Here is a 23,250-nt window from a genome sequence, read left to right on the forward strand (position 1 = left end):
TATCTACTCAATACATCAACAAAAATCCAATATGCTCGCCACTCCTCCCGCGCTTTACCGTATTGGGGCGGTCTCCAAAATCAGCGGAGTCCCTGTACCCACGCTGCGCATTTGGCAGACCCGTTACAAGGCCTTCTCACCCGCTACGTCGCAGGGGCAACACCGGCTCTACAACGACGAGGATTTGCACAAGGCCGCTTTGTTGAAAACACTGACGGGGCAGGGTCACGGCATCCGCTTGATCGCTGGATTGGACAACGCGCAACTGCAACAACTGTTGCAAACCAGTGCTGACCTAGGCCGCACGGCTCAGCACCGCATCACGTCTGCCAAACCCAAGTCTGACCCTTCGACAAGCGCATGGGGCGTGGTGGATCACACACTGGCCGAACGGCTCCAATCTGAGGGATTCCAAACGTTCAGAGCTGGCCAACCGCTCCCCATCCAGCAGATCGCGGTCGATCTGGACGAGGCCAGCCACTGGCAGTTGAAGGCCCCTCTGGATGTGTTGATGGTGTCGGTCAACAGCTTGAATGATCAGGCGGCCCAAAAAATTCTGGCGCTCGCTCAACAACTCGGCGTCAGACTCACGGTTGTGCTTTACGGTTTTGGTCAGAAAAATGCCCTGACCTCTTTGTCCAATGCTTCGTGCTTGGTCCACCGCAACACCCTTGATGATGTAACTTTGGCAGAGATTGTCCAAAGCGCTCGACCTGCCCCTGTCCCACATGTCCGTTCGTGGGGTGACAACAGCCTGCCCATTCCGGAGCGGCAATTTTCAGATGCTGTTTTGCAAAGGGTGGCGAATATTCCCAGCCAAGTGCTGTGCGAATGCCCTCGCCATGTGGCAGAGCTCATCGGTCAACTGGGGCGGTTTGAAGACTACAGCCGCGATTGTCTGAACCAAAGCCCCAAAGACAAGGAATTGCACGCTCAGCTGAACACCATGGCGGCCAGGGCCAGGGCGTTATTTGAAGACGCTTTGCGCATGGTGGCGACACACGAAGGTATTTCTCTGCAAGACCTGCCTTGAAAGAAGTGCGTCAAAGTCCGCCATGAAACGCCACGTTGCAGCCACCCTTTTGGGCGTTTTGGGCCTGTTGGTCTTGGACAACCACATCAACTGGGTCCCCCATGACCACGGCACTTTGCTCGAGGTCAGTGGCCGGGTTGTGGATGCACGGGGGTGGGCGTCCGAGCAATGGCGCCGTTGGCACACCCCGTGTCCTGCGCTGAAGCAACATGAAGCACCAGACTCCGCCATGGGCGCGCTGCTGCGAACCATCCAACAACACAGTCTGCCCGATTCCCTTGGTGCACAACTGTTACAAGTACAAACCCAAGACGACTGGGCCATGGCTGAAGTGGCTTTCAAAACGCTGAATCCCAGCATCGTGGTGCTGCGCCAGTCGGCGGGTGCATGGCAGATTCAGGACAGCGCCGTTTGGAGCGGTTCTACCGCGCCTTGGCATGCGGCTGACTTCGTGCGCCGTTACTTGCGGCAGCAAGCGCCTGATTTGCCAGAAACCCTTTTGGCTTGTTTTGCGATTGACCTGAACCGCTACGGCCAAGGGCCAGGCGGGTTGGGGCCCGTGGATTTGAAAACGTCAGACCGTCCATGACTTACCGGCTTGTATGGTTCAAACGCGACCTGCGCTTGCAAGACCACGCGGCTCTTGCGCATGCTGCTGCACGGGGACCCGTGCTTTGCCTGTACATCGTCGAACCCGGTCTTTGGACGCAGCCCGATGCGGCCTTGCAGCACTTTGAGTTTGTGCGCGAATCTTTGACCGAACTGCACCGCGAGCTTCAAGCTCTGGGTGGCAGCTTGCAGGTGCGTGTAGGGCCTGCGGTTCAGGTGCTGGCTGCCCTGCATGCGCAAGCGCCGTTTGCCGAATTGGTAGCACACGAAGAAACCGGCAACGCCTTCACCTACGAGCGCGACCTGCAAGTGGGTACGTGGTGCCGCAGTACGGGTGTGGGCTGGACAGAGTTTGCACAATTTGGCGTGGTACGCCGCCTCAAAAGCCGCAACACTTGGCAAGCCCGCTGGGAAGCGCACATGGCCGCGCCGCTAGCGGTGCTGCCCGCGTTGCAATTTTTCAATCCCCCACAGAGCCAAGGTCCCGAGGTCATGACGCCGCCGCCCGGTCTGCATCACAACCCGCCTGAGCGTCAACGGGGTGGGCGCAGACTCGCCCTCGACACCTTGCACAGTTTTTTGGATGCACGAGCGCTGGGTTACCGCGGAGGTATCTCTTCGCCACTGTCCTCGCCTACGGCATGTTCTCGCTTGTCGACCTACCTGGCCTATGGCTGCATCAGCATGCGCGAGGTGGTGCAAAGCACACGCGCTGCGCTCGATGCCTTGCCCCCACAAGCCAGCAGGCACCGCGCCGGTCTGATCGGCTTCATCAGCCGTTTGTATTGGCATTGCCACTTCATCCAAAAGCTCGAAAGCGAGCCCGAGATCGAATGGCGCAACATGCATCGGGGTTATGACAGCCTGCGCGAAGACGGCTGGAATGATGCTCACTTTGCAGCCCTCACATCGGCACGCACCGGCTGGCCCATGGTGGACGCTTGTGTGGTCATGCTTTATGAAACCGGCTGGCTCAACTTTCGCATGCGGGCCATGCTGGTGTCGGTGGCGGCCTACCCACTTTGGCTCGATTGGCGGCCCGTGGGCCATTGGCTGGCCACGCAGTTTCTGGACTACGAACCCGGCATCCACTGGAGCCAGCTGCAAATGCAGTCGGGCACCACCGGCATCAACACCACACGGGTTTACAACCCCATCAAACAAGCGCAAGACCACGACCCCAAAGGCATTTTTGTGCGCCGCTGGCTGCCCCACATGCGCCGTGTGCCCGACACCTGGTTGTTTGAGCCTTGGCTCATGCCGCCAGAGGTGCAGCGCCATTGCGGCCTGACGGTGGGCAGCGGGCCTGATGCCGACATTCCCTTGCCGGTGGTGGACTTGGCCGAAGCGACGCGCACCGCCAAAGCCGCGCTACACGCCCGTCGGGCCGAGCCGGGTGTGAAAGCAGGAAAAAAAGCCATTGTCGAAAAACACGCTTCGCGCAAACATGGCAGCGGCGCACAACGTGACGTGTTTACCCGCGACAGTGACACCCCCAAGGGCGGCCGCCGAAAGTCGGCCAAGTCCTCTTCAGACAACACCCCACCCAGCAAGCAGCTGGGCTTTGATTTTTAAAAGCATGCGCACCACCATCTACTGGTTCCGAAACGACTTGCGCTTGCACGACCAACGCGCACTCCAGCAAGCCGTTGAGCACGCCAAGTCTCACCAACAAGCCCTGCTGCTGATCTATGTGCACGAACCCGTGCAAGACGAGCCCACCACCTGGGGCTTTCGCCGCATGGGCGCACACCGCAGGCGTTTTTTGGCCGACACGCTGCAAGACCTGCAAAACTCATTGCAGGCACTGGGTCAGCGCTTAGTCTTGCTGCACGGCCCCGTGGCGAAAGTGTTGCCCGCCTGCGCACGGGCAGTGCAAGCCGACACCGTATTTTGCGAAGACATCGCTGCGCCCGAAGAAGAAGCGCAGGTGCAAGCGCTGATCAACGCAGGCCTCCATGTCAAAACCTTGTGGCAGTCCAGCCTGATCGAACCCGACGCCCTGCCCTTTGCGGCCGAAGACATGCCGCAAGTCTTCACCGAGTTTCGCCAGCGCATCGAATCCAAGGGGCTTCAACCCTTGACACCGCTGCCCGCGCCCACCCAGCTGCCTGCGCCGCCGATCAACAGCTTGACCGCTTTGCCTGGCTGGACAGACAGCCCATTCACCCTGCTCCAAGCCCACACCGAAGGCGACGCGCACCCACGCTCGAACTTTCCGTACACCCAAGCCGCCTACCAGGGTGGCGAAACCAGCGCCTTGGCCCACCTGCAAAGCTACCTCACACCCCCTTGGCCAGATCGCTACAAACAAACCCGCAACGCCCTGCAAGGCCAGCACACCAGCAGCCACTGGTCGCCCTGGCTGGCCACGGGCGCGGTGTCGGCCCGCCGCATTTGGGCAGAACTCCATGCCTACGAACAACAGCACGGCAGCAACGACGGCACCTATTGGCTTTGGTTTGAGCTGCTGTGGCGCGACAACTTTCGCATGCTGCACCTGCAACACGGCCCGCAACTCTATGCGGCCCGGGGCTTGTCCAAATTGACCAAACCCTCACACTTCCCCAAAGACTTTCAGCGCTGGTGTAACGGCCAAACCGGCGAGCCCATCGTGGACGCAGGCATGCGCGAGCTGGCCGCAACAGGCTTCACTTCCAACCGCATGCGCCAAATTGTGGCCAGCTTTTTGGTGCACGACTTGTCATGCGACTGGCGCGCAGGTGCAGCCTGGTTTGAGTCGCAATTGGTGGACTTTGACGTGTGCAGCAACCAAGGGAACTGGCTGTATGTCAGTGGCCGAGGCACCGATCCAAGGGCAGGACGACGATTCAACCCCAGCAAACAAACCCAGGACCACGACGCGCAAGGCCGCTATCGACAAGTCTGGCTGGCCTGATAATCGGGAGCATGTACGGAATCCAATCATGGGGAGACACTTTGCGCCTGCTGGTCGAACTGTCGGCCACTGCTGCCTTTGCCCTGTCGGGCCTGATGGAGGCAGCGCGCAAACAGCTGGATGCGGTGGGCGTGTGTGTGGTGGCCTTTTTGGCAGCATTTGGCGGCGGCACGTTGCGCGACTTGCTTCTTGACCAGCGCCCCTTCTTTTGGGTGCAACACACCGAAATGCTTTGGGGTGTCTTGGCCCTTTGCGTGATGGCGATGCTGTTCATGCGCCAGCGCCATTTTGAAGTCACCGAAAAAGCCATCCTCTGGCCCGACGCGCTGGGCCTGGGCCTGTTCACCGCCACCGGTGTGCACCAAGCACTGCAAGCGAACATGCCGCCTGTGGTGGCTGTGCTCATGGGCCTGATCACCGGCGTGTTTGGCGGCGTGCTGCGCGACATGGTGTGCAACGAAATCCCTACCGCCTTCAAAGACCACCGCCCTTACGCGGTCTGTGCCTTTGCGGGTGGCTGGACCTATGTGGGCTTGTGGCTCATCGATGCCCCCGGTTGGGTTGCCCTACTGGGCTGCGTGGTGGTCACGGTCGGCTTGCGCGCACTGGCGCTTTGGCGCAATTGGCAACTGCCCGCCTGGCGTACCTGAACCATTGAACACCCACAACATGCCCAACAACACCAGCGCTTTTTGGGGTGGCATTTTCTTTTCACTGGCCGCCGGCATGATGTGGGGCCTGGTGTTTGTCGGCCCGCTCATGCTGCCCGAATACCCCGCCGCGCTGCACACCTTTGGCCGCTACCTGGCCTTTGGCCTGATCGCCTTGCCCTTGGCCTTTGTGGACCGTGCCGAAATCAAGCGCCTGACCCGGGCCGACTGGCTGGCCGCGCTCAAGCTGGCGGCCATCGGCAACGTGCTTTATTACCTGTTCCTGTCCAGCGCCATCCAGCGTGCGGGCGGCGCGCTGCCCACCATGATCATCGGCACGCTGCCGGTGGTGATCGCCGTCTCGGCCAACTTGCTCAACCACCAGCGCGACGGGCGTTTTCCGTGGCTCAAACTGGCTCCGCCCTTGGCGCTGATTTTGCTGGGCATTGCGTGTGTCAACCATGTCGAATGGACCACCCTGCTGCAAAACCCGCAAGCCGATACGGGCCGCTACATCACCGGTGCGGCGCTGGCCGTGGGCGCGGTGGTCTGCTGGACATGGTACCCCTTGAAAAACGCCGACTGGCTGCGCGGCCACCCCGACCGCAACGCCCGCGTGTGGGCCACCGCGCAAGGCCTGGCCACGCTGCCGCTGGCCTTGCTGGGTTACGCCGCTTTCTGGCTGTGGAGCAGCGCCACGAACAACCCGCTGCCCATGCCCTTGGGGCCGCGCCCCCTCGAATTCATCGGCCTGATGATGGCGATTGCGCTGTTCGCCTCGTGGCTGGGCACCCTGTGCTGGAACGCCGCCAGCCAGCGCCTGCCCACCGCCTTGGCGGGCCAACTCATCGTGTTCGAAACCCTGGCCGCATTGGCCTATGCCTTCTGGTTGCGCGGCCAGTGGCCAGAGCCGCTCACGCTGGCGGGCATTGCACTGCTGGTTGCGGGGGTGATAGGCGGAGTAAGGGTCAAAGCGGTGTGATGTAAAAAAACGCAGCCGCCCAGTAACCTAGGCGCTGCGTTTTGACTTGCAAGCCCTTCCGGGCCTGTGCCTCAATAAACCGGCTGATGCTGCTTCAAGCTCGAAATGACTTCCGCCGTCAGCACAAAACCCGCGCCGTACAGTGCAGCCAGTTCAGCACACCGCTTGGCAAACGCATCCACCCCCTGGCCATAAATGAACTGCAGCGCCCCACCCGTCCAGGCCGGAAAGCCGATGCCGAAAATCGAACCGATGTTGCCGTCGTGCACCGAGGTCAGCACACCTTCTTGCAGGCAGCGGGCGGTTTCCACGGCTTGGCGGTACAGCAGGCGGTCTTTGATGTCTTGCTGGCTGTAGGCCACGTCGGCTTTTTCAAAGCGGGTTTTCAGTTCAGGCCACAGCACTTTCTTTTGGCCAGCGGGGTAGTCGTAAAAACCACCACCTGCGGCGCGGCCGGGGCGCTTGAGTTCTTTGACCATGCGCTCGACGAACAGCTCGCCGGGTGTGGCGGTGTGCGTTTTGCCTTCTTTGGCAAAGTCTTCGCGGGTTTGGTCCAGCACATGGACCGACAGCGACAGCGCGGTTTCGTCCAGCACGGCCAGCGGCCCCACGGGCATGCCCACTTGCATGGCCAGGTTTTCGATCACGGGGGCGGGGATGCCCTCGCCCAGCATGGCCGCGCCTTCCATCACAAAGGTGCCAAAGGTGCGGCTGGTGTAAAAGCCACGCGAGTCGTTCACCACAATCGGCAGCTTGCCCAGCGCCTGCACGTAGTCGTACGCACGGGCGATGGTCTCGTCGTCGGTCTGTGCGCCGCGAATGATCTCCACCAGCTGCATCTTGTCGACGGGGCTGAAGAAGTGGATGCCGACAAATTTATTCGCATTGGCGCTGGCCGTGGCCAGGCCGCTGATGGGCAAGGTGGAGGTGTTGCTGGCAAAGAAGCCGCCTTCGGCCAGCATGGGCTCGGCCTCTTGCGTGACCTTGGCCTTGAGCTCGCGGTTTTCAAACACGGCCTCAATGATCAGGTCGCAACCCTTCAGGTCTGCGGCGCTGGCCGTGGGCTGGATCAATGACAACAAAGCCGCTTGTTTGTCTGCGGTCATGCGGCCTTTGTCCACGCGTTTTTGCGTGAGCTTGTGGCTGTAGGCCTTGCCTTTTTCAGCGGCTTCCACGCTCACGTCTTTGAGCACGGTGGCGATGCCCCGGCTGGCTTGTGAATACGCAATGCCCGAACCCATCATGCCTGCGCCCAAGATGCCCACTTTTTGGGGCTTGTAGCGCGGTGCAGCCTTGGGGCGGCTTTGGCCGCCCTTGATGCTGTTCATGTTGAAGAAGAAGGTGTTGATCATGTTGCGCGCCACCTGGCTGGTCATCAGACCTGCCAGATATCGGCTTTCGATGCGCATGGCGGTGTCAAAGTCCACCATCGCACCTTCGACCATGGCGGCCAGCGCCGCTTCGGGCGCGGGGTACAAACCGCGTGTTTTTTGCTTGAGCACGGCCGGGGCCACACTCAGCATGCCCGCGATCTTGGGGTTGCTGGGCGTGCCGCCGGGCATTTTGTAGTCTTTGCGGTCCCACAAATGTTGGGCCGCTTCGGGCTGACCTTGGCTTGCAGCAATGTGCGCCAAAGCGCGTGGGCGCAGCTGGTCGTCGCTGGCCACGATCTCGTGCACCAGGCCCAGCTTGTGCGCTTCTTCGGGGCCAAAGAGTTTGCTCTCCAGCACATAAGGCTGCGCAGCCAGCAGGCCCAGCTGGCGGGTCATTTTGGTGATGCCACCGCCACCGGGGATCAAACCCAGTGTGACTTCGGGCAGGCCAAACTGTGTTTTGGGGTTGGCCGTGGCGATGCGGTAGTGACCGATCAGCGCCACTTCCCAGCCGCCGCCCAGGGCCGAGCCATTGAGGCAACTGACCACGGGAACGCCCAAGGTTTCAATGGTGCGGAAAGCTTTCTTGATGCCTTCAATCTCCACAAAGACACGCGGGCCGTCCGAGGCTTGCGAGCGCATCACGCCCTTGAGGTCGGCCCCTGCAAAAAAGGTGGACTTGGCCGAGGCCAGGATGACACCCTTGATCTGGGCTTTGTCTTGGAGGACTTGCTCAGCCGCCTGAGTCAGATCGGCCTGCCATTGCAGGCACATGGTGTTGACCGGCGAGCCCTGCTCGTCAAAGGTGATGGTGGCGATGCCGTCCGCCAGTTCGTAGCGCAGTGTTTTCAAAATCATTTTGGTGTCTCCCTGGTCAAACGCGTTCAACGATGGTGGCAATGCCCATGCCGCCGCCCACACACAAAGTGGCCAAGCCGTAGCGCAACTTGCGGCGGTGCAACTCGTCGATCAGGATGCCCAGAATCATCGCGCCTGTGGCCCCCAGCGGATGGCCCATGGCGATCGCGCCACCGTTGACGTTGACCTTGTCGTGCGACACACCCATCTCTTGCATGAACTTCATGGGCACGGCGGCAAAGGCTTCGTTCACCTCGAACAAATCGATCTGGTCAATCGTCAGGCCCGCCTTGGCCAGCGCCTTGCGGGCAGCGGGCATGGGGCCTGTGAGCATGATGGTCGGGTCGGCCCCCGACAAAGCCACCGACACGATGCGGGCACGTGGCATGAGGCCGTGTGTTTTACCTGCGGCCTCCGAGCCGATCAGCACCGCCGCTGCGCCGTCCACGATGCCGGACGAGTTGCCCGCGTGGTGCACATGGTGGATGCGCTCGACCTGTGGGTAACGCTGCAAGGCCACGGCGTCAAAGCCCATCGCGCCCAGTTGTTCAAACGAGGCTTTGAGGCCGCCCAAAGTTTCCACCGTGGTGCTGGGCTTGATGAATTCGTCTTTGGCCAAGATGACTTGACCCAGCTTGTCTTTGACCGGCACCACCGAGCCATCGAAGTAACCCGCAGCACGCGCAGCCGTGGCGCGCTTTTGCGATTCGACCGCGAAGGCATCAACATCGTGACGGCTGAAGCCACTCATGGTGGCGATCAGGTCGGCGCCAATGCCCTGTGGCACAAACAGCGTGGCGCTGTTGGTCTCTGGGTCTTGTGCCCAAGCACCGCCGTCCGCACCAATCGGCACGCGGCTCATGCTTTCAACGCCGCCAGCGACGACCAGGTCTTCCCAGCCGCTGCGCACTTTCATGGCAGCCATGTTGACCGCTTCTAGGCCCGAGGCGCAAAAACGGTTGAGCTGCACGCCCGAACAGCGCCAGTCCCAACCGGCCGCCAGCGCCGCCACTTTGGGGATGACCGAGCCCTGCTCGCCAATGGGCGAGACGACGCCCATGACCACGTCGTCCACGGCAGCGGTGTCGAACTGGTTGCGGCTTTGCAGCTCGCGCAGCACGCCGCTCAAGAGACTGATCGGCTTGACCTCGTGCAGGCTGCCGTCTTTTTTGCCTTTGCCACGCGGTGTGCGTATGGCGTCGTAAACAAATGCTTCGCTCATGAATGTCTCCTGGTGGTCATCAGGGGGTTTGCCCTGTGTTGTGGGGTTCTGCATTCAGTATAGACTTTTACCAAGCAAACGCTTTGTATAAATCTTCCATCTTCAGTCCAACAGGTGACACCCATGATCGAACGCACCCTTTTTACCGCCGACCACGAAGCTTTTCGCGACAGCTTTCGCCGCTTCATGGACAAAGAAATCGCACCGCACCACGACGCTTGGGAAGAGCAAGGCTACGTGGACCGCGCCGTGTGGGACAAGGCCGGTGAAAACGGCTTTTTGTGCATGACCCTGCCCGAGGCCTATGGTGGCTCAGACGCGGACAAGCTGTATTCGGTGGTGCAGATGGAGGAACTCGCACGCGCCGGTTTCAGCGGCATCGGCTACGGCCTGCACAGCGAGATCGTCGCCCCTTACATCCTGCATTACGGCACCGAAGCACAAAAGCAAAAGTACCTGCCCAAGCTGGCCAGTGGCGAGATGGTGGGCGCGATTGCCATGAGCGAACCCGCAGCGGGCTCGGACTTGCAGGGCGTCAAAACGACAGCGATGCTCCAGCCTGATGGCACTTACCTGATCAACGGCAGCAAGACCTTCATCACCAACGGCTGGCACGCCGACCTGGTGATTTTGGTGGCCAAGACCGACCCGGCAGCCGGGGCCAAGGGCACCAGCTTGTTCCTGATCGAACGCGGCATGCCCGGCTTTGAAAAAGGCAAGCGCCTCAAAAAACTGGGCCTCAAAGCGCAAGACACCTCTGAGCTGTTTTTTGACAACGTCAAGGTCAGCGCAGACCAGTTGCTGGGTGGCACGGCCATGCAGGGCAAGGGCTTCATTTGCCTGATGGAGCAGCTGCCTTGGGAGCGCCTGCAAATCGCCATTGGCGGCATCGCGGCAGCACAAGCGGCGATTGACTGGACGGTGCAGTACGTGAAGGACCGCAAGGTGTTTGGCCAGGCCGTGGGCAATTACCAGAACACCCGCTACACCCTGGCCGAATTGCAAACCGAGGTGCAGGTGGCGCGTGTGTTTGTGGACAAATGCAGCGAGTTGCTGTTGCAAGACAAACTCGACACGGCGACGGCCAGCATGGCCAAGTACTGGTGCTCGGATTTGCAGTGCAAGGTGATGGACGAATGCGTGCAGCTGCACGGCGGCTACGGCTACATGTGGGAATACCCCATCACCCGCGCCTATGCCGACGCCCGCGTGCAACGCATCTACGGCGGCACCAACGAGATCATGAAAGAAGTGATCTCGCGCAGCATGGGCCTGGCGGGGCGCTGAATGCCAGCCATCCCTGCCAACTTTTGGGAGCAATGCTCTCTGTGGGAGCGACGCCCTCGTCGCGAAGGTTTTCTGCCATGACCGAGCTGGCCGAGCCCAAACGCGCACGCGGTCGCCCACGCAAAACCGAGGGGGAGCGCGACGACGGCAACCGGCGTCAGGCGCTGATCTCGGCGGCGGCGCAGCTGTTCAAGCGTCAGGGTTACGACGCCACCAGCACCCGCGAGATTGCAGCGCAAGTGGGCATGCAGTCGGGCTCGCCGTTCTACCACTTTGGTAACAAACAAGACCTCCTGCTGGCCGTGATGGTCGAGGGCATGCAGCAGGCCATTGCGCGGCAACACGCGGCCTGCACACACACCACGGCCGACAGCGCCCGCGAGCGCCTGCGCCAACTGATCCGTCACCACTTCGATGTGCTGTTGGGCCCCGACAGCGACTTCATTCCGGTGATGCTCTACGAGTGGCGATCACTTGCCCCCGCGCAACGCAAAACCATCACCGAACTCAAAGACGACTACGAGGCCGCCTGGATGCCGGTGCTGCAAGCCCTGCATGACACAGGCCAACTGCAAGCGCCTGTGGGTTTGGCACGTTTGATGATTTTTGGTGCGCTCAACTGGTCGGTGCAATGGTACGAACCTGCCCGAAAAAACAGCGTGACCAAACGTGCCACGCTGGACGAGTTGACCGAAACCGCCTTGCAACTTTTTTTAAAAGACACCCCATGAGCACATCGCCTGCCAGCACTTACCAATCGGTCTTTACCCCCAGCTTGCTGGCGGGGCAAGTGATTTTGGTCACCGGCGGCGGATCCGGCATTGGCCGCTGCACCGCACACGAGCTGGCCAGCCTGGGCGCACACGTCGTGCTGGTGGGCCGCAACCCCGAAAAACTCGCCAACACCGCACAAGAGATCGTAGGTGACGGCGGCCAGGCCATCTGGCACAGCTGCGACATTCGGCGCGAGGACGATGTGAAAGCCATGGTGGCGCAGGTGGTGCAGCAGCACGGGCGCATTCACGGCCTGGTCAACAACGCGGGCGGACAATACATCTCGCCCCTGGCCAAGACCAGCGCCAAGGGCTGGGAAGCCGTCATCGACACCAACTTGACGGGCGGTTTTTTGGTGGCACGTGAGTGCTTTAACCAGAGCATGCAAGCGCACGGCGGCGCGGTGGTCAACATCGTGGCCGACATGTGGGGCTCCATGCCGGGCATGGGCCACAGCGGCGCAGCGCGGGCGGGCATGGTCAGCTTCACCGAAACGGCCGCGCTCGAATGGGCCGCACAGGGTGTGCGCGTGAATGCCGTGGCTCCCGGCTACATCGCCAGCAGCGGCATGGACCACTACCCGCCCGAGGCGGGAGACATGCTGCGCGAGATGCGCAACACGGTGCCACAAGGCCGCTTTGGCACCGAGGCCGAAACCTCGGCGGCGATTGTGTTCTTGCTCTCGCCCGCTGCCAGCTTCATCAGCGGCACCGTGCTGCGTGTGGACGGTGCCCGCCCGCAAATGCGCATGGGCTGGCAGCAAGCCGTGGCCAAACCCGATGTGCAAACACGCGACGCTGTCAAAGCCTTTGACGGTTTTCACCGCGCCGTCACCCCCAAGGTTTTCCAATGACTTTTGAATCCACCTGGAACCCACACAGTCCCGTGGCGCAGCAACGGCGCGAAGCCGCGCTGGCCCGCTTGGCGCAGTGGCAGGCTCTGCAAGAGCGGGCAGCGCTTGCCTCAGCCCAGTCCAAACCCGTGTTCGACAAACGCGGGCAACTGCTGCCGCGTGAACGTGTGGCCTTGCTGCTGGACCCCGGTGCGCCCTTCTTACCCTTGTGTGCATTGGCGGGCTTCATGCAAGACACACCCGACCCGGCCAAGTCGGTGCCGGGCGGCGGCATGATCGCGGGCATTGGCTTCATCTCGGGTGTGCGCTGCATGGTTGTGGCGAGCGACTCGGGCATTGAAGCCGGAGCCATTCAAGCGCGGGGCCTGGAAAAGATTTTGCGGGTGCAAGAGCTGGCCCTCGAAAACAAACTGCCCTTTGTGCACCTGGTCGAAAGCGCCGGAGCCAACCTGATGCAGTACAAGGTCGAAGGTTTTGTGCTGGGCGGCAGCCTGTTTCGCAACCTCGCCCGCTTGTCGGCAGCAGGCTTGCCGGTGCTCACGGTGCAACATGGTTCGGGCACCGCAGGCGGCGCTTACATGCCTGGGCTGAGCGACACCGTGATCATGGTGCGCGGCAGGTCGCGCGCGTTTCTGGCCGGGCCACCTTTGCTCAAAGCCGCCACGGGCGAAGTGGCCACCGAAGAAGAGTTGGGCGGCGCCGAGATGCACACCAGTGTGTCAGGCTTGGGCGAGTACCTGTGCGAAGACGACCGCCACGCGCTGGGAATTGCCCGCGATGTGGTGGCGCGTTGGGACTGGGCTGCGCACTCCACACAAAGACAAGCCAAGCCCCCGCGCCTGGACGCCGAAGAACTGCTGGGCCTGATGCCCGCCCACCACCGCGAACCGATCGACATGCGCGAAGTCATCTTGCGGCTGGTGGACGATTCGGATTTTCTGGAGTTCAAACCGCTGTTTGGCGCGGCCACGGTGTGCGCACAGGCACGCATCGGCGGGCATGCGGTGGGCATCATCAGCAACAACGGGCCGATTGACGTGGCCGGGGCCAACAAGGCCACGCACTTCATCCAGTGGATGTGCCAGCTGGGCCACCCCATCGTTTATTTGCAAAACACCACCGGCTACATGGTGGGCAAAGACAGCGAGCAAGGCGGCATGATCAAACACGGCTCCAAGATGATCCAGGCCGTGACCAGTGCCACGGTGCCGCAAATCACCATCCAGTGCGGGGCCTCGTTTGGTGCGGGCAACTACGGCATGTGCGGCCGGGGTTATGCACCGCGCTTTTTGTTCAGCTGGCCGGGGGCCAAGACGGCGGTGATGGGTGGCGAGCAAGCGGCACGCACCATGCAGATCGTGGCCGAGACGGGTATGGCCCGAAAAGGCATCACGCCCGACCCCGAAAAAATGCAGGCCCAGTTCGACAAGATCGTGGCCTTGTTTGAAGCGCAAGCCGACGCCTTCTACACCAGCGGCCTGGTGCTCGACGACGGCGTGATCGACCCGCGCGACACGCGCAGCGTGCTTTCTTTTTGCCTCGAAACCTGCTTAGAAGCGGCCGCCCGCCAACCCCGCGCCACCTCGTTTGGCGTGGCCCGGATGTAACACCACCCACGGAGAACCACCATGCAATACACCCACGAACACCGCGAGATCCAGAACACGCTCAAGCGTTTCATAGAGGCTGAGATCAACCCCCATGTGGACGAGTGGGAGGCGGCTGAGATTTTCCCGGCGCACGAGGTCTTCAAGAAGATGGGCGACTTGGGCCTATTGGGCCTGACCAAGCCCGAAGCCTTTGGGGGTGCGGGCCTCGACTATTCGTACAGCATGGCCATGGCCGAGGCGCTGGGCCACATCGATTGCGGCGGCATTCCCATGGCCATTGGTGTGCAGACCGACATGGCCACACCCGCCTTGGCGCGTTTTGGCAGCGACGAATTGCGCGCACAATTTTTAGCCCCAGCCATTGCGGGCGACACGGTGGGCTGCATTGGCGTGAGCGAGCCGGGTGCGGGCAGCGATGTGGCGGGCATCAAAACCGTGGCCCGCAAAGACGGTGACGACTACGTGATCAGCGGGCAAAAAATGTGGATCACCAACAGCCTGCAGGCCGACTGGATGTGCATGTTGGTCAACACCGGTGAAGGCCCGATCCATAAAAATAAGAGCCTGGTCATGGTGCCCATGCGCGAGAACGGCAAGCTGCTGCCCGGCATCGAGGTGGGCAAGAAGATCAAAAAGATCGGCATGAACAGCAGCGACACCGGCCTGATTTATTTTGACGAAGTGCGGGTACCCCAGCGCTACCGCATTGGGGCCGAGGGCCAGGGCTTCATCTACCAGATGCAACAGTTTCAGGAAGAGCGCCTGTGGTGCGCGGCCAGCACGCTGCAGTCGCTCACCAACTGCATTCAGTGGACCGTGGACTGGGCGCAAGAGCGCAAGCTGTTTGGATCGACTCTGGCCGACCAGCAGTGGGTGCAGTTCAAGCTGGCCGAACTCAAAGCCGACGTGGAATGTCTGCGCGCCCTGACCTACCAAGCCTGCGAGCACTACATCGCGGGCGAAGACGTGACCGAGTGGGCCACCATGGCCAAGCTCAAAGCGGGCCGCCTCAACCGCACCGTGCCGGACACCTGCTTGCAGTTTTGGGGCGGCATGGGCTTCACCTGGGAGAACAAGGTCTCGCGCATGTACCGCGATGGCCGCTTAGCCTCGATTGGTGGCGGCGCGGACGAAGTGATGCTCGGCATCTTGTCCAAGATGATGGGCATCGCCAAGCGGCCCCAAAAATGAGCACGCCCGCGAGCAACACTTTGCTGATCATGCGCCAAGGCGCGGTCGAGACCTGGACTCTGAACGACCCGGCCACACGCAACGCGCTGAGCGATGCCATCGTGGACGGCTTGCTGAGCGCCTGTGCACGGGCTGCACAAGATACCTCGCTGCGCATCGTGGTGTTGACTGGCGCAGGCGGTGCCTTTTGCGCGGGCGGCAGTTTGGGCGGCTTTGCCAACCTGATTGGCCAGCCCTTGCAAGACGGGCAAAACGACCCGCTGCTGGCCATGAACCGGGGCTTTGGCGACCTGCTGCACGCGCTGTGCGCCTTGCCCCAGTTGCTGGTGTGCCGGGTCGATGGCGCGGCCATGGGCGGTGGCTTTGGTTTGGTGTGCTGCGCCGACCATGTGGTGGCCACAGCCCGTTCGGTGCTGGGCACGCCCGAGGTCACACTGGGCTTGCCACCAGCACAGATTGCACCTTTTGTATGGCAACGCTTGGGCGAGAGCGCGGCACGCCAGTGCTTGCTGCAAGGCCTGAGCTACACCGCTTCCCAAGCGCAACACGTAGGCTTGGTGAACGAGGTCATCGATGCGGACAGCGATGCAACTTGGCAAGTCACACTCACGCGCCTGATGCGTGCAGCCCCCGGCGCGGTAGCCAGCACCAAACAACTGCTGCGCAGCGTGCGCGGCCCGGTGCCCGACATGCGTGATGCGGCGGCGCAGGCCTTTGCCAGTGGTTTGCGCAGTGCCGAGGCCGCCCAAGGCCTGGCCGCTTTTGCACGCAAACAGCCCGCACCCTGGACACTTTCTGACAAGGACAAGGCATGAACCCCCAGGTCTCTCGCCTGCTGATCGCCAACCGGGGCGAGATCGCCCGCCGCGTGATCCGCACGGCCCACCACATGGGCATCCAAACGGTGGCGGTGTATTCAGACGCTGACCAGGGCGCCCTGCATGTGCAAGAAGCCGACACCGCTGTCGCCTTGGGCGGCACGCTGTCGGCCGACTCCTATTTGCGCATCGACAAGCTGCTGCAAGCGGCGCGAGACACGGGTGCCGATGCGGTGCACCCGGGTTATGGTTTTTTGAGCGAGAACGCCGAGTTTGCGCAAGCCGTGATCGACGCGGGCCTGACCTGGGTCGGGCCTCCGTCCGAGGCCATCCGCGCCCTGGGCAGTAAGTCGGCCGCCAAAGCACTGGCCCAAGTACACGGCGTGCCGTGCCTGCCGGGCTACTTTGGCGCGGACCAAAGCGATGCCACCTTCACGGCAAAAGCGCAGCAGCTGGGCCTGCCGCTGATGGTGAAAGCCGTGGCCGGGGGTGGCGGGCGCGGCATGCGCCTGGTGACCGGCATGGACCAACTGCTGCCTGCACTTCAAAGTGCCCGCTCGGAAGCGCTGGCAGGTTTTGGCAACGGCGATTTGCTGATGGAGCGTGCCTTGCTGCGCCCACGTCATATCGAGGTGCAAGTCATGGCCGACAGCCACGGCCACTGCATCCACCTGGGTGAGCGCGACTGCTCGGTGCAGCGCCGTCACCAAAAGATCATCGAAGAATCGCCCAGCCCGGCTGTGACGCCCGCACTGCGAGAGCAACTCGGGCAAGCGGCCATTGCGCTTGCGCAATCTGCGGGCTATGTGGGCGCGGGCACGGTGGAGTTTTTGCTGGACGAGGCGCAAAGCGACAAGCCCTTTTATTTGATGGAGATGAACACCCGCTTGCAGGTGGAACATCCAGTGACCGAGATGCTCACCGGCCTTGATTTGGTGGAATGGCAACTGCGCATCGCACGCGGCGAAGCGCTGCCGCTCTCACAAGCCGATGTGCAGCTGCATGGCCACGCCATCGAGGTGCGCCTGTGCGCCGAAGACGAAAACTTCACGCCGCAAACCGGCACCGTGGTGGCCTTTGCCGAGCCCGCAGGTTTGCGCTTTGACCATGCGCTGCATGCAGGGGCCGTGGTCACGCCGCACTACGATTCGATGCTGGGCAAGCTGATCTCGCACGCGCCCACACGGCTTGAAGCGATTGAGCGCCTGAGCGCAGGCCTGCAGCACACCACCCTGCTGGGCCTGCCCACCAACCGTGCTTTTTTAGCCGCCTGTTTACAGCACCCGGTGTTCCGCGCCGGTCATGCCTTGATTCCTTTCCTGGCCGAGCAGGCCGACACCGTGCGCGAACGCTTACAAGCCAGCGCTGATGCACACACCGTGGCCGCGCTCGCGGTGCTGTATGCCCAACACCCGCCCGCGCAGCACATGGCCAGCCCCTTTGCGCGTCCGGTGCGCTTGGGCTTTGCGGGCAAGGCCAACGTTTGGCAAGCGGCGGTGCAGGAACTGGGACAAGGTCAGGTGCGGGTGCACCAAGGCGATGTCACACACACAGCACAGATCCAACATGCCCCCACCACACACCAAAGTTCCGCGGTACACAAAGTGCTGCGGATCACCCTGGACGGTGTGCACTGGCAAGTGCAAGCCGCCCACACAGGCGGCACGCCTGAGCGTTGGCATGTGCAAGTGCAAGGCCCACACCACGCGGAGCTGTGGCTGAGCGACCAAAGCCACAGCGTCCCGGCCAGCGGCCCCAACGCACAAACGGCCACACTGCTGCGTGCGCCCTTCAATGGCAAGCTGATCGCGCTGCATGTGCGTGAGGGGGACAGCGTCAAACAAGGTGACGCGCTGCTGGTCATTGAATCCATGAAGCTCGAACACACCCTGACCGCCACACGAGACGCCGTGGCGCACAGCGTGCCGGTGTCGACAGGCCAACAAGTGGGCCCGGGTCAGGTGCTGGTGCAATGGCAGGAGGCCACATGAACGACACTGATTTCACAAGCGAAGACCTGCAAAGCCTGCACACCACAGCCGAGCGTTTTGCCAAGCAGGCCATCGCGCCCAATGTGGCCGCTTGGGAAGAATCCGGTCAGTTTGACCGTTCGCTATACACCCAGGCCGCCCAGTTGGGCCTGCTGGGCCTGGGTTACCCCGAGCACTTAGGCGGCACACCTGCACCTTGGCGTGCGCGCAACCTGCTGTCGCAAACCCTGGCGCGTTACGGTGGCAGTGGCGGTGTAATGGCCAGTTTGTTTTCACACAACATCGGCCTGCCCCCTGTCATGGCGCATGGCAGCGCACAGCTGCAGGCCGAAGTGGTGCCGCCGGTGCTGCGCGGCGAGCGCATCGCGGCACTCGCCATCACCGAGCCCGGCGGTGGCTCGGACGTGGCCAGCCTGCGCACCACGGCCCGCGCCCATGGGGCCGACTATGTGATCGACGGCGAAAAGACCTTCATCACCTCTGGCCTGCGGGCCGACTGGATTACTTTGGCAGTGCGCACCGACGCCGCCAGCAAAGGGGCCAGCGGCATCTCGATGGTGGTGGTGCCGGGCGACACGCCGGGCATCACACGCACACGGCTGCACAAGATGGGCTGGCACAGCTCCGACACCGCGCAGCTGCACTTTGACGGTGTGCGGGTGCCCCAGCGCTACCGGCTGGGCGATGAAGGTGCGGGCTTCAAGATGATCATGGGCAACTTCAATGGCGAGCGCCTGGCCATGTCGGCCATGGCGCTGGGCTTTGCGCAGGCTAGCTTTGACGAAGCGCTGGCTTGGAGCCGCCAACGCCAGACCTTTGGCGCGGCACTGATCGAGCGGCAGGTGATTCGCCACAAATTGATGGATATGCAAATGCGCATCTTGTCCACCCAAGCCTGGGTGGATGCGGTGACGCTGCAAGCCGATGCAGGCCAGACTGGCGCTGAGTGGGTGGCCCAGGTCTGCCTGCTCAAAAACCACGCCACCCAGACCATGCAGTTTTGCGCCGATGCCGCCGTGCAGATGCTGGGCGGCATGGGCTTCATGCGTGGCACCTTGAGCGAGCGGGTTTACCGCGAGGTCAAGGTGATGATGATCGGCGGTGGGGCTGAAGAGATCATGAAAGAGTTGGCAGCCAAACAACTGGGCATTTGAGCGCTGTGCTCGCCATCGTGGCAGGCCTTAACGAGAACGCGCTAGAAACGCCAACAGGGGCCAACTTGAAGCTCAATCAAAAATTTCATGCAGCCATGACTTCTTGCGTTTGTATGGATCCCGGTCGCCGTAGTCGTAACGCCCTTCTCCATAGTTTTGCGGGCGCTTCATGCCCGCCGCTCCCTGAGAAGGTTGTTGCTGTGCTGCATGAGACACAGGGGCTGCAGCCACCGCACGGTCCAAGAGTTTGTCCAGCTCGCCACGGTCCAGCCATATGCCTCGGCAAGCTGGGCAGTAATCAATTTCCACGCCCTGGCGTTCGGCCATGACAAGAGGGGTATCGCTACAAGTAGGGCATTTCATGGTGATTCCTTCAAATTTTGACAAGCGCAGCATGGTTAACAGACCTTCTTACCTCTCCCTGCTCCGTTTAACTGCACACACGTGTGGTCCGCAGCTGAAATGAAGTGGCCAAGGCGCAGCGGATACGGGTGAAATGTGAACAGACTTTAAGGTTCTAATTGCTCTTTTAAAAGCAGATAATGGCTGAACGACCCTCTTAAAAAATCTGCTCATGCGCACCACCTTCAATTACAAGCACTTGTATTACTTCTGGGTTGTGGCCAAAGAGGGCGGCATCACCCGGGCCGCCGACAAGCTCGACATGGCGGTGCAAACCGTGAGCGCCCAGGTGCGTGAACTGGAGCGCTCGCTGGGCTATGCCTTGCTCAAACCAGCTGGGCGCGGCCTGGTGCTGACCGATGCGGGGCTGGCCGCCATGCAACAAGCGGACCAAATTTTTCAGTTGGGTGAGAACCTGCCTGCGATGGTGCGGGATGCGGTGAGTTCACCCACCGTACGGCTGGCCGCAGGCATTTCGGACGGCCTGCCCAAACTGGTGGTGCGCCGCCTGATGCAACCCGTCATGGGCGAGCCCCATTTGCGATTGCTCTGCCACGAAGGCGAGTTCGACGACCTGCTGGGCGACTTGGCACTGCATCGCCTGGATGTGGTGCTCTCAGACCGGCCCGCACCGGGCAACGCCAACATCAAACTCTACAACCACGCACTGGGCACCTCCCCGGTGTCTTGGTATGGCACAGCCGCATTGGTCAAATCAGCCAAAAAGAACTTTCCAGCCAGTCTGGCCGATGTGCCTGTGCTGTTGCCCACCGGACACACCGCGGTGCGGGCCAGGTTAGACCACTGGTTTGAACAACATGGCATCCGCCCGCGCATCGTGGGCGAGTTCGAAGACAGTGCCTTGCTCAAAACTTTTGGCGAAAGTGGCATGGGCGTGTTCCCGGCTGCCGAGTGGGTCCACGACGAGTTGCTGGCTCACTACGATGTGCAGCGTCTGGGCCCTTGCGAAGGGGTGAAGGAACACTTCTTCGCGATTGGCACCGAAAAGAAAGTGCAACACCCGCTGGTGCAGAGACTCTTGCAAGCCAGCGATGTGAGCACTTGAGACAGCCGCTGCAGACGTGAAAAAGCCCCCAGGGCTTGTGACCCTGGAGGCTTCTTCAAGAGCGCAGCGCGTCAGGCTTTGGCCGAGCGCACACTCAGCAGCATGGTCGCAGCCAAGATGCCAACCACCACACTCAACGAAACACCCACTGGAATCTTGAAGACATCGATCAAGCACATCTTCGTGCCGATGAACACCAGGATCACAGCCAGGCCGTAGTTGAGCAGGTGGAACTTGTTGGCCACCGCCGCCAGCAAGAAGTACATGGCACGCAAACCCAAGATCGCAAACACGTTGCTGGTGAGCACAATGAAGGGGTCCGAAGTGATCGCAAAAATCGCCGGGATCGAGTCCACCGCAAAGATCACATCGGTCAAGGCGATCAAGCAAATGACCATGAACAGCGGAGTGGCGATTTTCTTGCCGTTTTCAACCGTCCAAAAGTTTTCACCATCGTAGTTTTTGCTGACGGGCAGGACCTTGCGCAGCAACTTGAGCGCCGGGTTGTCTTCCAGATCAGGTTCTTTGCCTGCAGCCCACCACATCTTCACACCGGTGAGAATCAGGAACGCGCCAAACACGTAGAGCACCCAGTGGAACTCGGCCAGCAACCAGCCCCCCACCAAAATCATGATGGTCCGCAACACGATGGCACCGATGATGCCGATCATGAGCACACGCTTTTGAAAATTCGTGGGGACAGCGAAGTAAGTGAAGATCATCAGGAAGACAAAGATGTTGTCGACTGCGAGTGATTTCTCGATGAGGTAACCGGTCAAGAACTCGAGCGACTTGGTGTTTGCCATCTCCACCGAACCCGTGGTGTCCTTGATGGCCCACCAGAACAGGCCATTGAACAGAAAGCTCAGGGCGATCCAGATGAGCGACCAGTTGAGGGCTTCCTTGACGCCGATGTCGTGAGCGCCCTGCTTTTTGAGCACCACAAAATCAACGAACAACGACACCAGCACGATGGCCACAAATGTGGCCCATAACCAAAGGGGAGCGACCGTTTCCATGAATACCTTTCAATTCTTGATTTACAGATTCAAACCACCGGGTCATCACGCTGCGTGAGCGGCAAGCCGGTGCGTGGTTTGAAGTCTATGGCAGAAGAATCAATTTTTTACTGATTTAAATGAATTTTTACTTCGCAAAAATAGGAGTATTTTGCTGAAATTTTCTGCCCTAAATTTCTATGCGCCCATGAAAAAACCGCCTGACCCTTTCGGGTTCAGGCGGTTTGAACAAAGCAGTGCTTGCTGCTGGCTTTACTTCTTGTCGCTGAAGTAAGCCGAAGTCACTTTCCAGCGGCCGTCGGTGATTTGCGACATCCGCGAGGCGTTGCTGCCCAAACGTTTGGTGGCGGTGAAGGTCATCTCACCAGTGCCGAAAATATCGGCTGGGATCACCATGGTGTCCATGGCCTTGATGATGCTCTCGGTGGTCACGTTACCGCCAGATTTCTCAACCGCACGCAAGAACGAATCGATGGCGTTGTAACCATAAACCGAGAAGACGGTGGGATCTTCGTTGAACTTGGTCTTGTACTTATTGGCCCAGAAACGGATTGGCTGCGAAGCCTCGTCCAAATAAGGGTGCTGGGTGGACATGGTGGCATAAAAGCCATTCATGGCAGGACCACCCAACTTGTGGATCAAGTCAGTATAAGCCGCGCTCGAGCCCAGGAAAGTGGGGTTGAAGCCCAAGCGGCGTGCGGTCGCGATGCCGCCAATGGTTTCACGGATGATGGTGCCCATGACCACGAAATCGCACTTGGACGAGGCCAGCTTTTGCATTTGCGATGCAAAGTCCGTCGCACCACGCTTGTAGGTGGTCACTTCGGCAAACTGCATGCCCATGCTCTTGAGGCCCTCTTCGGCGCCACGGAACACTTCGAGGCCGAATTCATCGTCCTGGTGCATGGCGCAGATTTGTTTGGCGTTCTTTTCCTTCACCAAAATCGGCACACCCAGACGCATCTGGTCGTAGTAGGTGGCAGCAAACGAGTACTTGAGCTTGTGGAAGGGCTCGTACATTTCACGAGCAGCTGTGACGGGGAAGAAGTTGATCACGTTCTTCTGGAACTGCACCGGCATGGCGGCCATGTTTTGCGCTGTGCCGATGTGGCCAATCATGGCAAAAATCTTGTCCTGGTTGACCAGCTTTTGCGCGGCCAAAACGGCGCGGCGTGGGTCATAGGCCGAGTCCTCGACCAGAAGCTTGAACTTGCGGCCGTTGATGCCGCCTTGCTCGTTGGCTTCATCCACACGCAGCATCATGCCCAGGCGCACCTGCTTGCCAAAGCCAGCCAATGGGCCCGACAAATCTTGGATGGAGCCGAGCGTGATTTCGGTTTTGGACACGCCTTGCGTTTGGGCCATGGCCGCGCCAGCGGTCAGGGCCATCGCAGCGGCGATGAGGCTGAGTTTGATTTTCATGTTGCAGGTCTCCTGTTGTAGAAAAGGGTGAGGTGAA

20 protein-coding genes are annotated in these 23,250 nt (G+C 61.0%); 15 read left to right on the plus strand and 5 right to left on the minus strand.

The window, feature by feature from the left end; translation table 11 throughout:
- Positions 1-31 precede the first annotated feature (31 nt).
- The 6 genes from SWE17_RS05005 to SWE17_RS05030 are packed head-to-tail and all read left to right on the plus strand — an operon-like array spanning position 32 to position 6,173.
- Positions 32-1,033 carry a MerR family transcriptional regulator gene (locus tag SWE17_RS05005; RefSeq protein ID WP_322992012.1) on the plus strand — a complete coding sequence of 334 codons (1,002 nt, stop codon included), beginning with the start codon at positions 32-34 and terminating at the stop codon, positions 1,031-1,033.
- A gap of 22 nt (positions 1,034-1,055) precedes the next feature.
- Entirely contained in the window at positions 1,056-1,622 is a 567-nt protein-coding gene (locus SWE17_RS05010) for a hypothetical protein (protein ID WP_322992013.1), read from the plus strand.
- Entirely contained in the window at positions 1,619-3,217 is a 1,599-nt protein-coding gene (locus SWE17_RS05015) for a cryptochrome/deoxyribodipyrimidine photo-lyase family protein (protein WP_322992014.1), read from the plus strand. The genes SWE17_RS05010 and SWE17_RS05015 overlap by 4 nt, the downstream gene beginning before the upstream one ends.
- A 4-nt stretch (positions 3,218-3,221) precedes the next feature.
- Positions 3,222-4,541 (plus strand): DASH family cryptochrome, encoded by a 1,320-nt coding sequence (locus SWE17_RS05020; protein WP_322992015.1) that lies wholly within the window; start codon positions 3,222-3,224, stop codon positions 4,539-4,541.
- Between the two features lie 11 nt (positions 4,542-4,552).
- Positions 4,553-5,191 carry a trimeric intracellular cation channel family protein gene (locus SWE17_RS05025; RefSeq protein ID WP_322992016.1) on the plus strand — a complete coding sequence of 213 codons (639 nt, stop codon included), beginning with the start codon at positions 4,553-4,555 and terminating at the stop codon, positions 5,189-5,191.
- A 19-nt stretch (positions 5,192-5,210) separates the two neighbouring features.
- A complete protein-coding gene (locus SWE17_RS05030) occupies positions 5,211-6,173 on the plus strand; it encodes a DMT family transporter (RefSeq protein ID WP_322992017.1) in 963 nt (320 codons plus the stop codon).
- A gap of 71 nt (positions 6,174-6,244) precedes the next feature.
- Here SWE17_RS05030 and SWE17_RS05035 read toward each other — a convergent pair whose 3' ends face one another.
- Both SWE17_RS05035 and SWE17_RS05040 read right to left on the minus strand, forming a co-directional pair.
- Positions 6,245-8,398 (minus strand): 3-hydroxyacyl-CoA dehydrogenase NAD-binding domain-containing protein, encoded by a 2,154-nt coding sequence (locus tag SWE17_RS05035; protein WP_322992127.1) that lies wholly within the window; start codon positions 8,396-8,398, stop codon positions 6,245-6,247.
- Positions 8,399-8,420: 22 nt separating this feature from the next.
- Positions 8,421-9,626 (minus strand): acetyl-CoA C-acetyltransferase, encoded by a 1,206-nt coding sequence (locus SWE17_RS05040; protein WP_322992018.1) that lies wholly within the window; start codon positions 9,624-9,626, stop codon positions 8,421-8,423.
- A 123-nt stretch (positions 9,627-9,749) separates the two neighbouring features.
- Between SWE17_RS05040 and SWE17_RS05045 the strand changes: the two genes are divergently transcribed.
- From SWE17_RS05045 to SWE17_RS05080, 8 genes are all read left to right on the plus strand, one after another.
- Entirely contained in the window at positions 9,750-10,913 is a 1,164-nt protein-coding gene (locus SWE17_RS05045; protein WP_322992019.1) for an acyl-CoA dehydrogenase family protein, read from the plus strand.
- A 77-nt stretch (positions 10,914-10,990) separates the two neighbouring features.
- The gene (locus SWE17_RS05050; RefSeq protein ID WP_322992020.1) at positions 10,991-11,644 is read left to right on the plus strand and encodes a TetR/AcrR family transcriptional regulator; all 654 of its coding nucleotides are present in this window, start codon (positions 10,991-10,993) and stop codon (positions 11,642-11,644) included.
- Positions 11,641-12,540 carry an SDR family oxidoreductase gene (locus SWE17_RS05055; protein ID WP_322992021.1) on the plus strand — a complete coding sequence of 300 codons (900 nt, stop codon included), beginning with the start codon at positions 11,641-11,643 and terminating at the stop codon, positions 12,538-12,540. The genes SWE17_RS05050 and SWE17_RS05055 overlap by 4 nt, the downstream gene beginning before the upstream one ends.
- Positions 12,537-14,147, plus strand: a complete 1,611-nt coding sequence (locus tag SWE17_RS05060; protein ID WP_322992022.1) for an acyl-CoA carboxylase subunit beta — start codon at positions 12,537-12,539, stop codon at positions 14,145-14,147. Before SWE17_RS05055 ends, SWE17_RS05060 begins: the two co-directional genes overlap by 4 nt.
- A gap of 21 nt (positions 14,148-14,168) precedes the next feature.
- Entirely contained in the window at positions 14,169-15,341 is a 1,173-nt protein-coding gene (locus tag SWE17_RS05065) for an acyl-CoA dehydrogenase family protein (protein ID WP_322992023.1), read from the plus strand.
- Positions 15,338-16,156: an enoyl-CoA hydratase/isomerase family protein gene (locus tag SWE17_RS05070; RefSeq protein WP_322992024.1), complete on the plus strand. Its 819-nt coding sequence runs from the start codon at positions 15,338-15,340 to the stop codon at positions 16,154-16,156. The genes SWE17_RS05065 and SWE17_RS05070 overlap by 4 nt, the downstream gene beginning before the upstream one ends.
- Positions 16,153-18,150, plus strand: coding sequence for a biotin carboxylase N-terminal domain-containing protein (locus SWE17_RS05075; protein WP_322992025.1), 1,998 nt, complete (start codon positions 16,153-16,155; stop codon positions 18,148-18,150). The genes SWE17_RS05070 and SWE17_RS05075 overlap by 4 nt, the downstream gene beginning before the upstream one ends.
- Entirely contained in the window at positions 18,147-19,304 is a 1,158-nt protein-coding gene (locus SWE17_RS05080) for an acyl-CoA dehydrogenase family protein (RefSeq protein WP_322992026.1), read from the plus strand. Before SWE17_RS05075 ends, SWE17_RS05080 begins: the two co-directional genes overlap by 4 nt.
- Positions 19,305-19,376: 72 nt before the next feature.
- Here the strand turns inward: SWE17_RS05080 and SWE17_RS05085 are convergent, their stop codons facing one another.
- On the minus strand, positions 19,377-19,667 hold the full coding sequence (locus SWE17_RS05085) for a zf-TFIIB domain-containing protein (RefSeq protein ID WP_322992027.1): 291 nt from the start codon (positions 19,665-19,667) through the stop codon (positions 19,377-19,379).
- Positions 19,668-19,878: 211 nt separating this feature from the next.
- Between SWE17_RS05085 and SWE17_RS05090 the strand changes: the two genes are divergently transcribed.
- Positions 19,879-20,772, plus strand: a complete 894-nt coding sequence (locus SWE17_RS05090) for a LysR family transcriptional regulator (protein WP_322992028.1) — start codon at positions 19,879-19,881, stop codon at positions 20,770-20,772.
- A gap of 71 nt (positions 20,773-20,843) precedes the next feature.
- On the opposite strand, the gene SWE17_RS05095 is transcribed toward SWE17_RS05090, so the two are convergent.
- Both SWE17_RS05095 and SWE17_RS05100 read right to left on the minus strand, forming a co-directional pair.
- On the minus strand, positions 20,844-21,791 hold the full coding sequence (locus tag SWE17_RS05095; RefSeq protein ID WP_322992029.1) for a TerC family protein: 948 nt from the start codon (positions 21,789-21,791) through the stop codon (positions 20,844-20,846).
- A 252-nt stretch (positions 21,792-22,043) separates the two neighbouring features.
- Positions 22,044-23,213 (minus strand): ABC transporter substrate-binding protein, encoded by a 1,170-nt coding sequence (locus tag SWE17_RS05100; RefSeq protein ID WP_322992030.1) that lies wholly within the window; start codon positions 23,211-23,213, stop codon positions 22,044-22,046.
- Positions 23,214-23,250: the final 37 nt, after the last annotated feature.

Source organism: Limnohabitans sp. (assembly GCF_034680285.1).
Taxonomy (GTDB): Bacteria; Pseudomonadota; Gammaproteobacteria; order Burkholderiales; family Burkholderiaceae_C; genus Limnohabitans_A.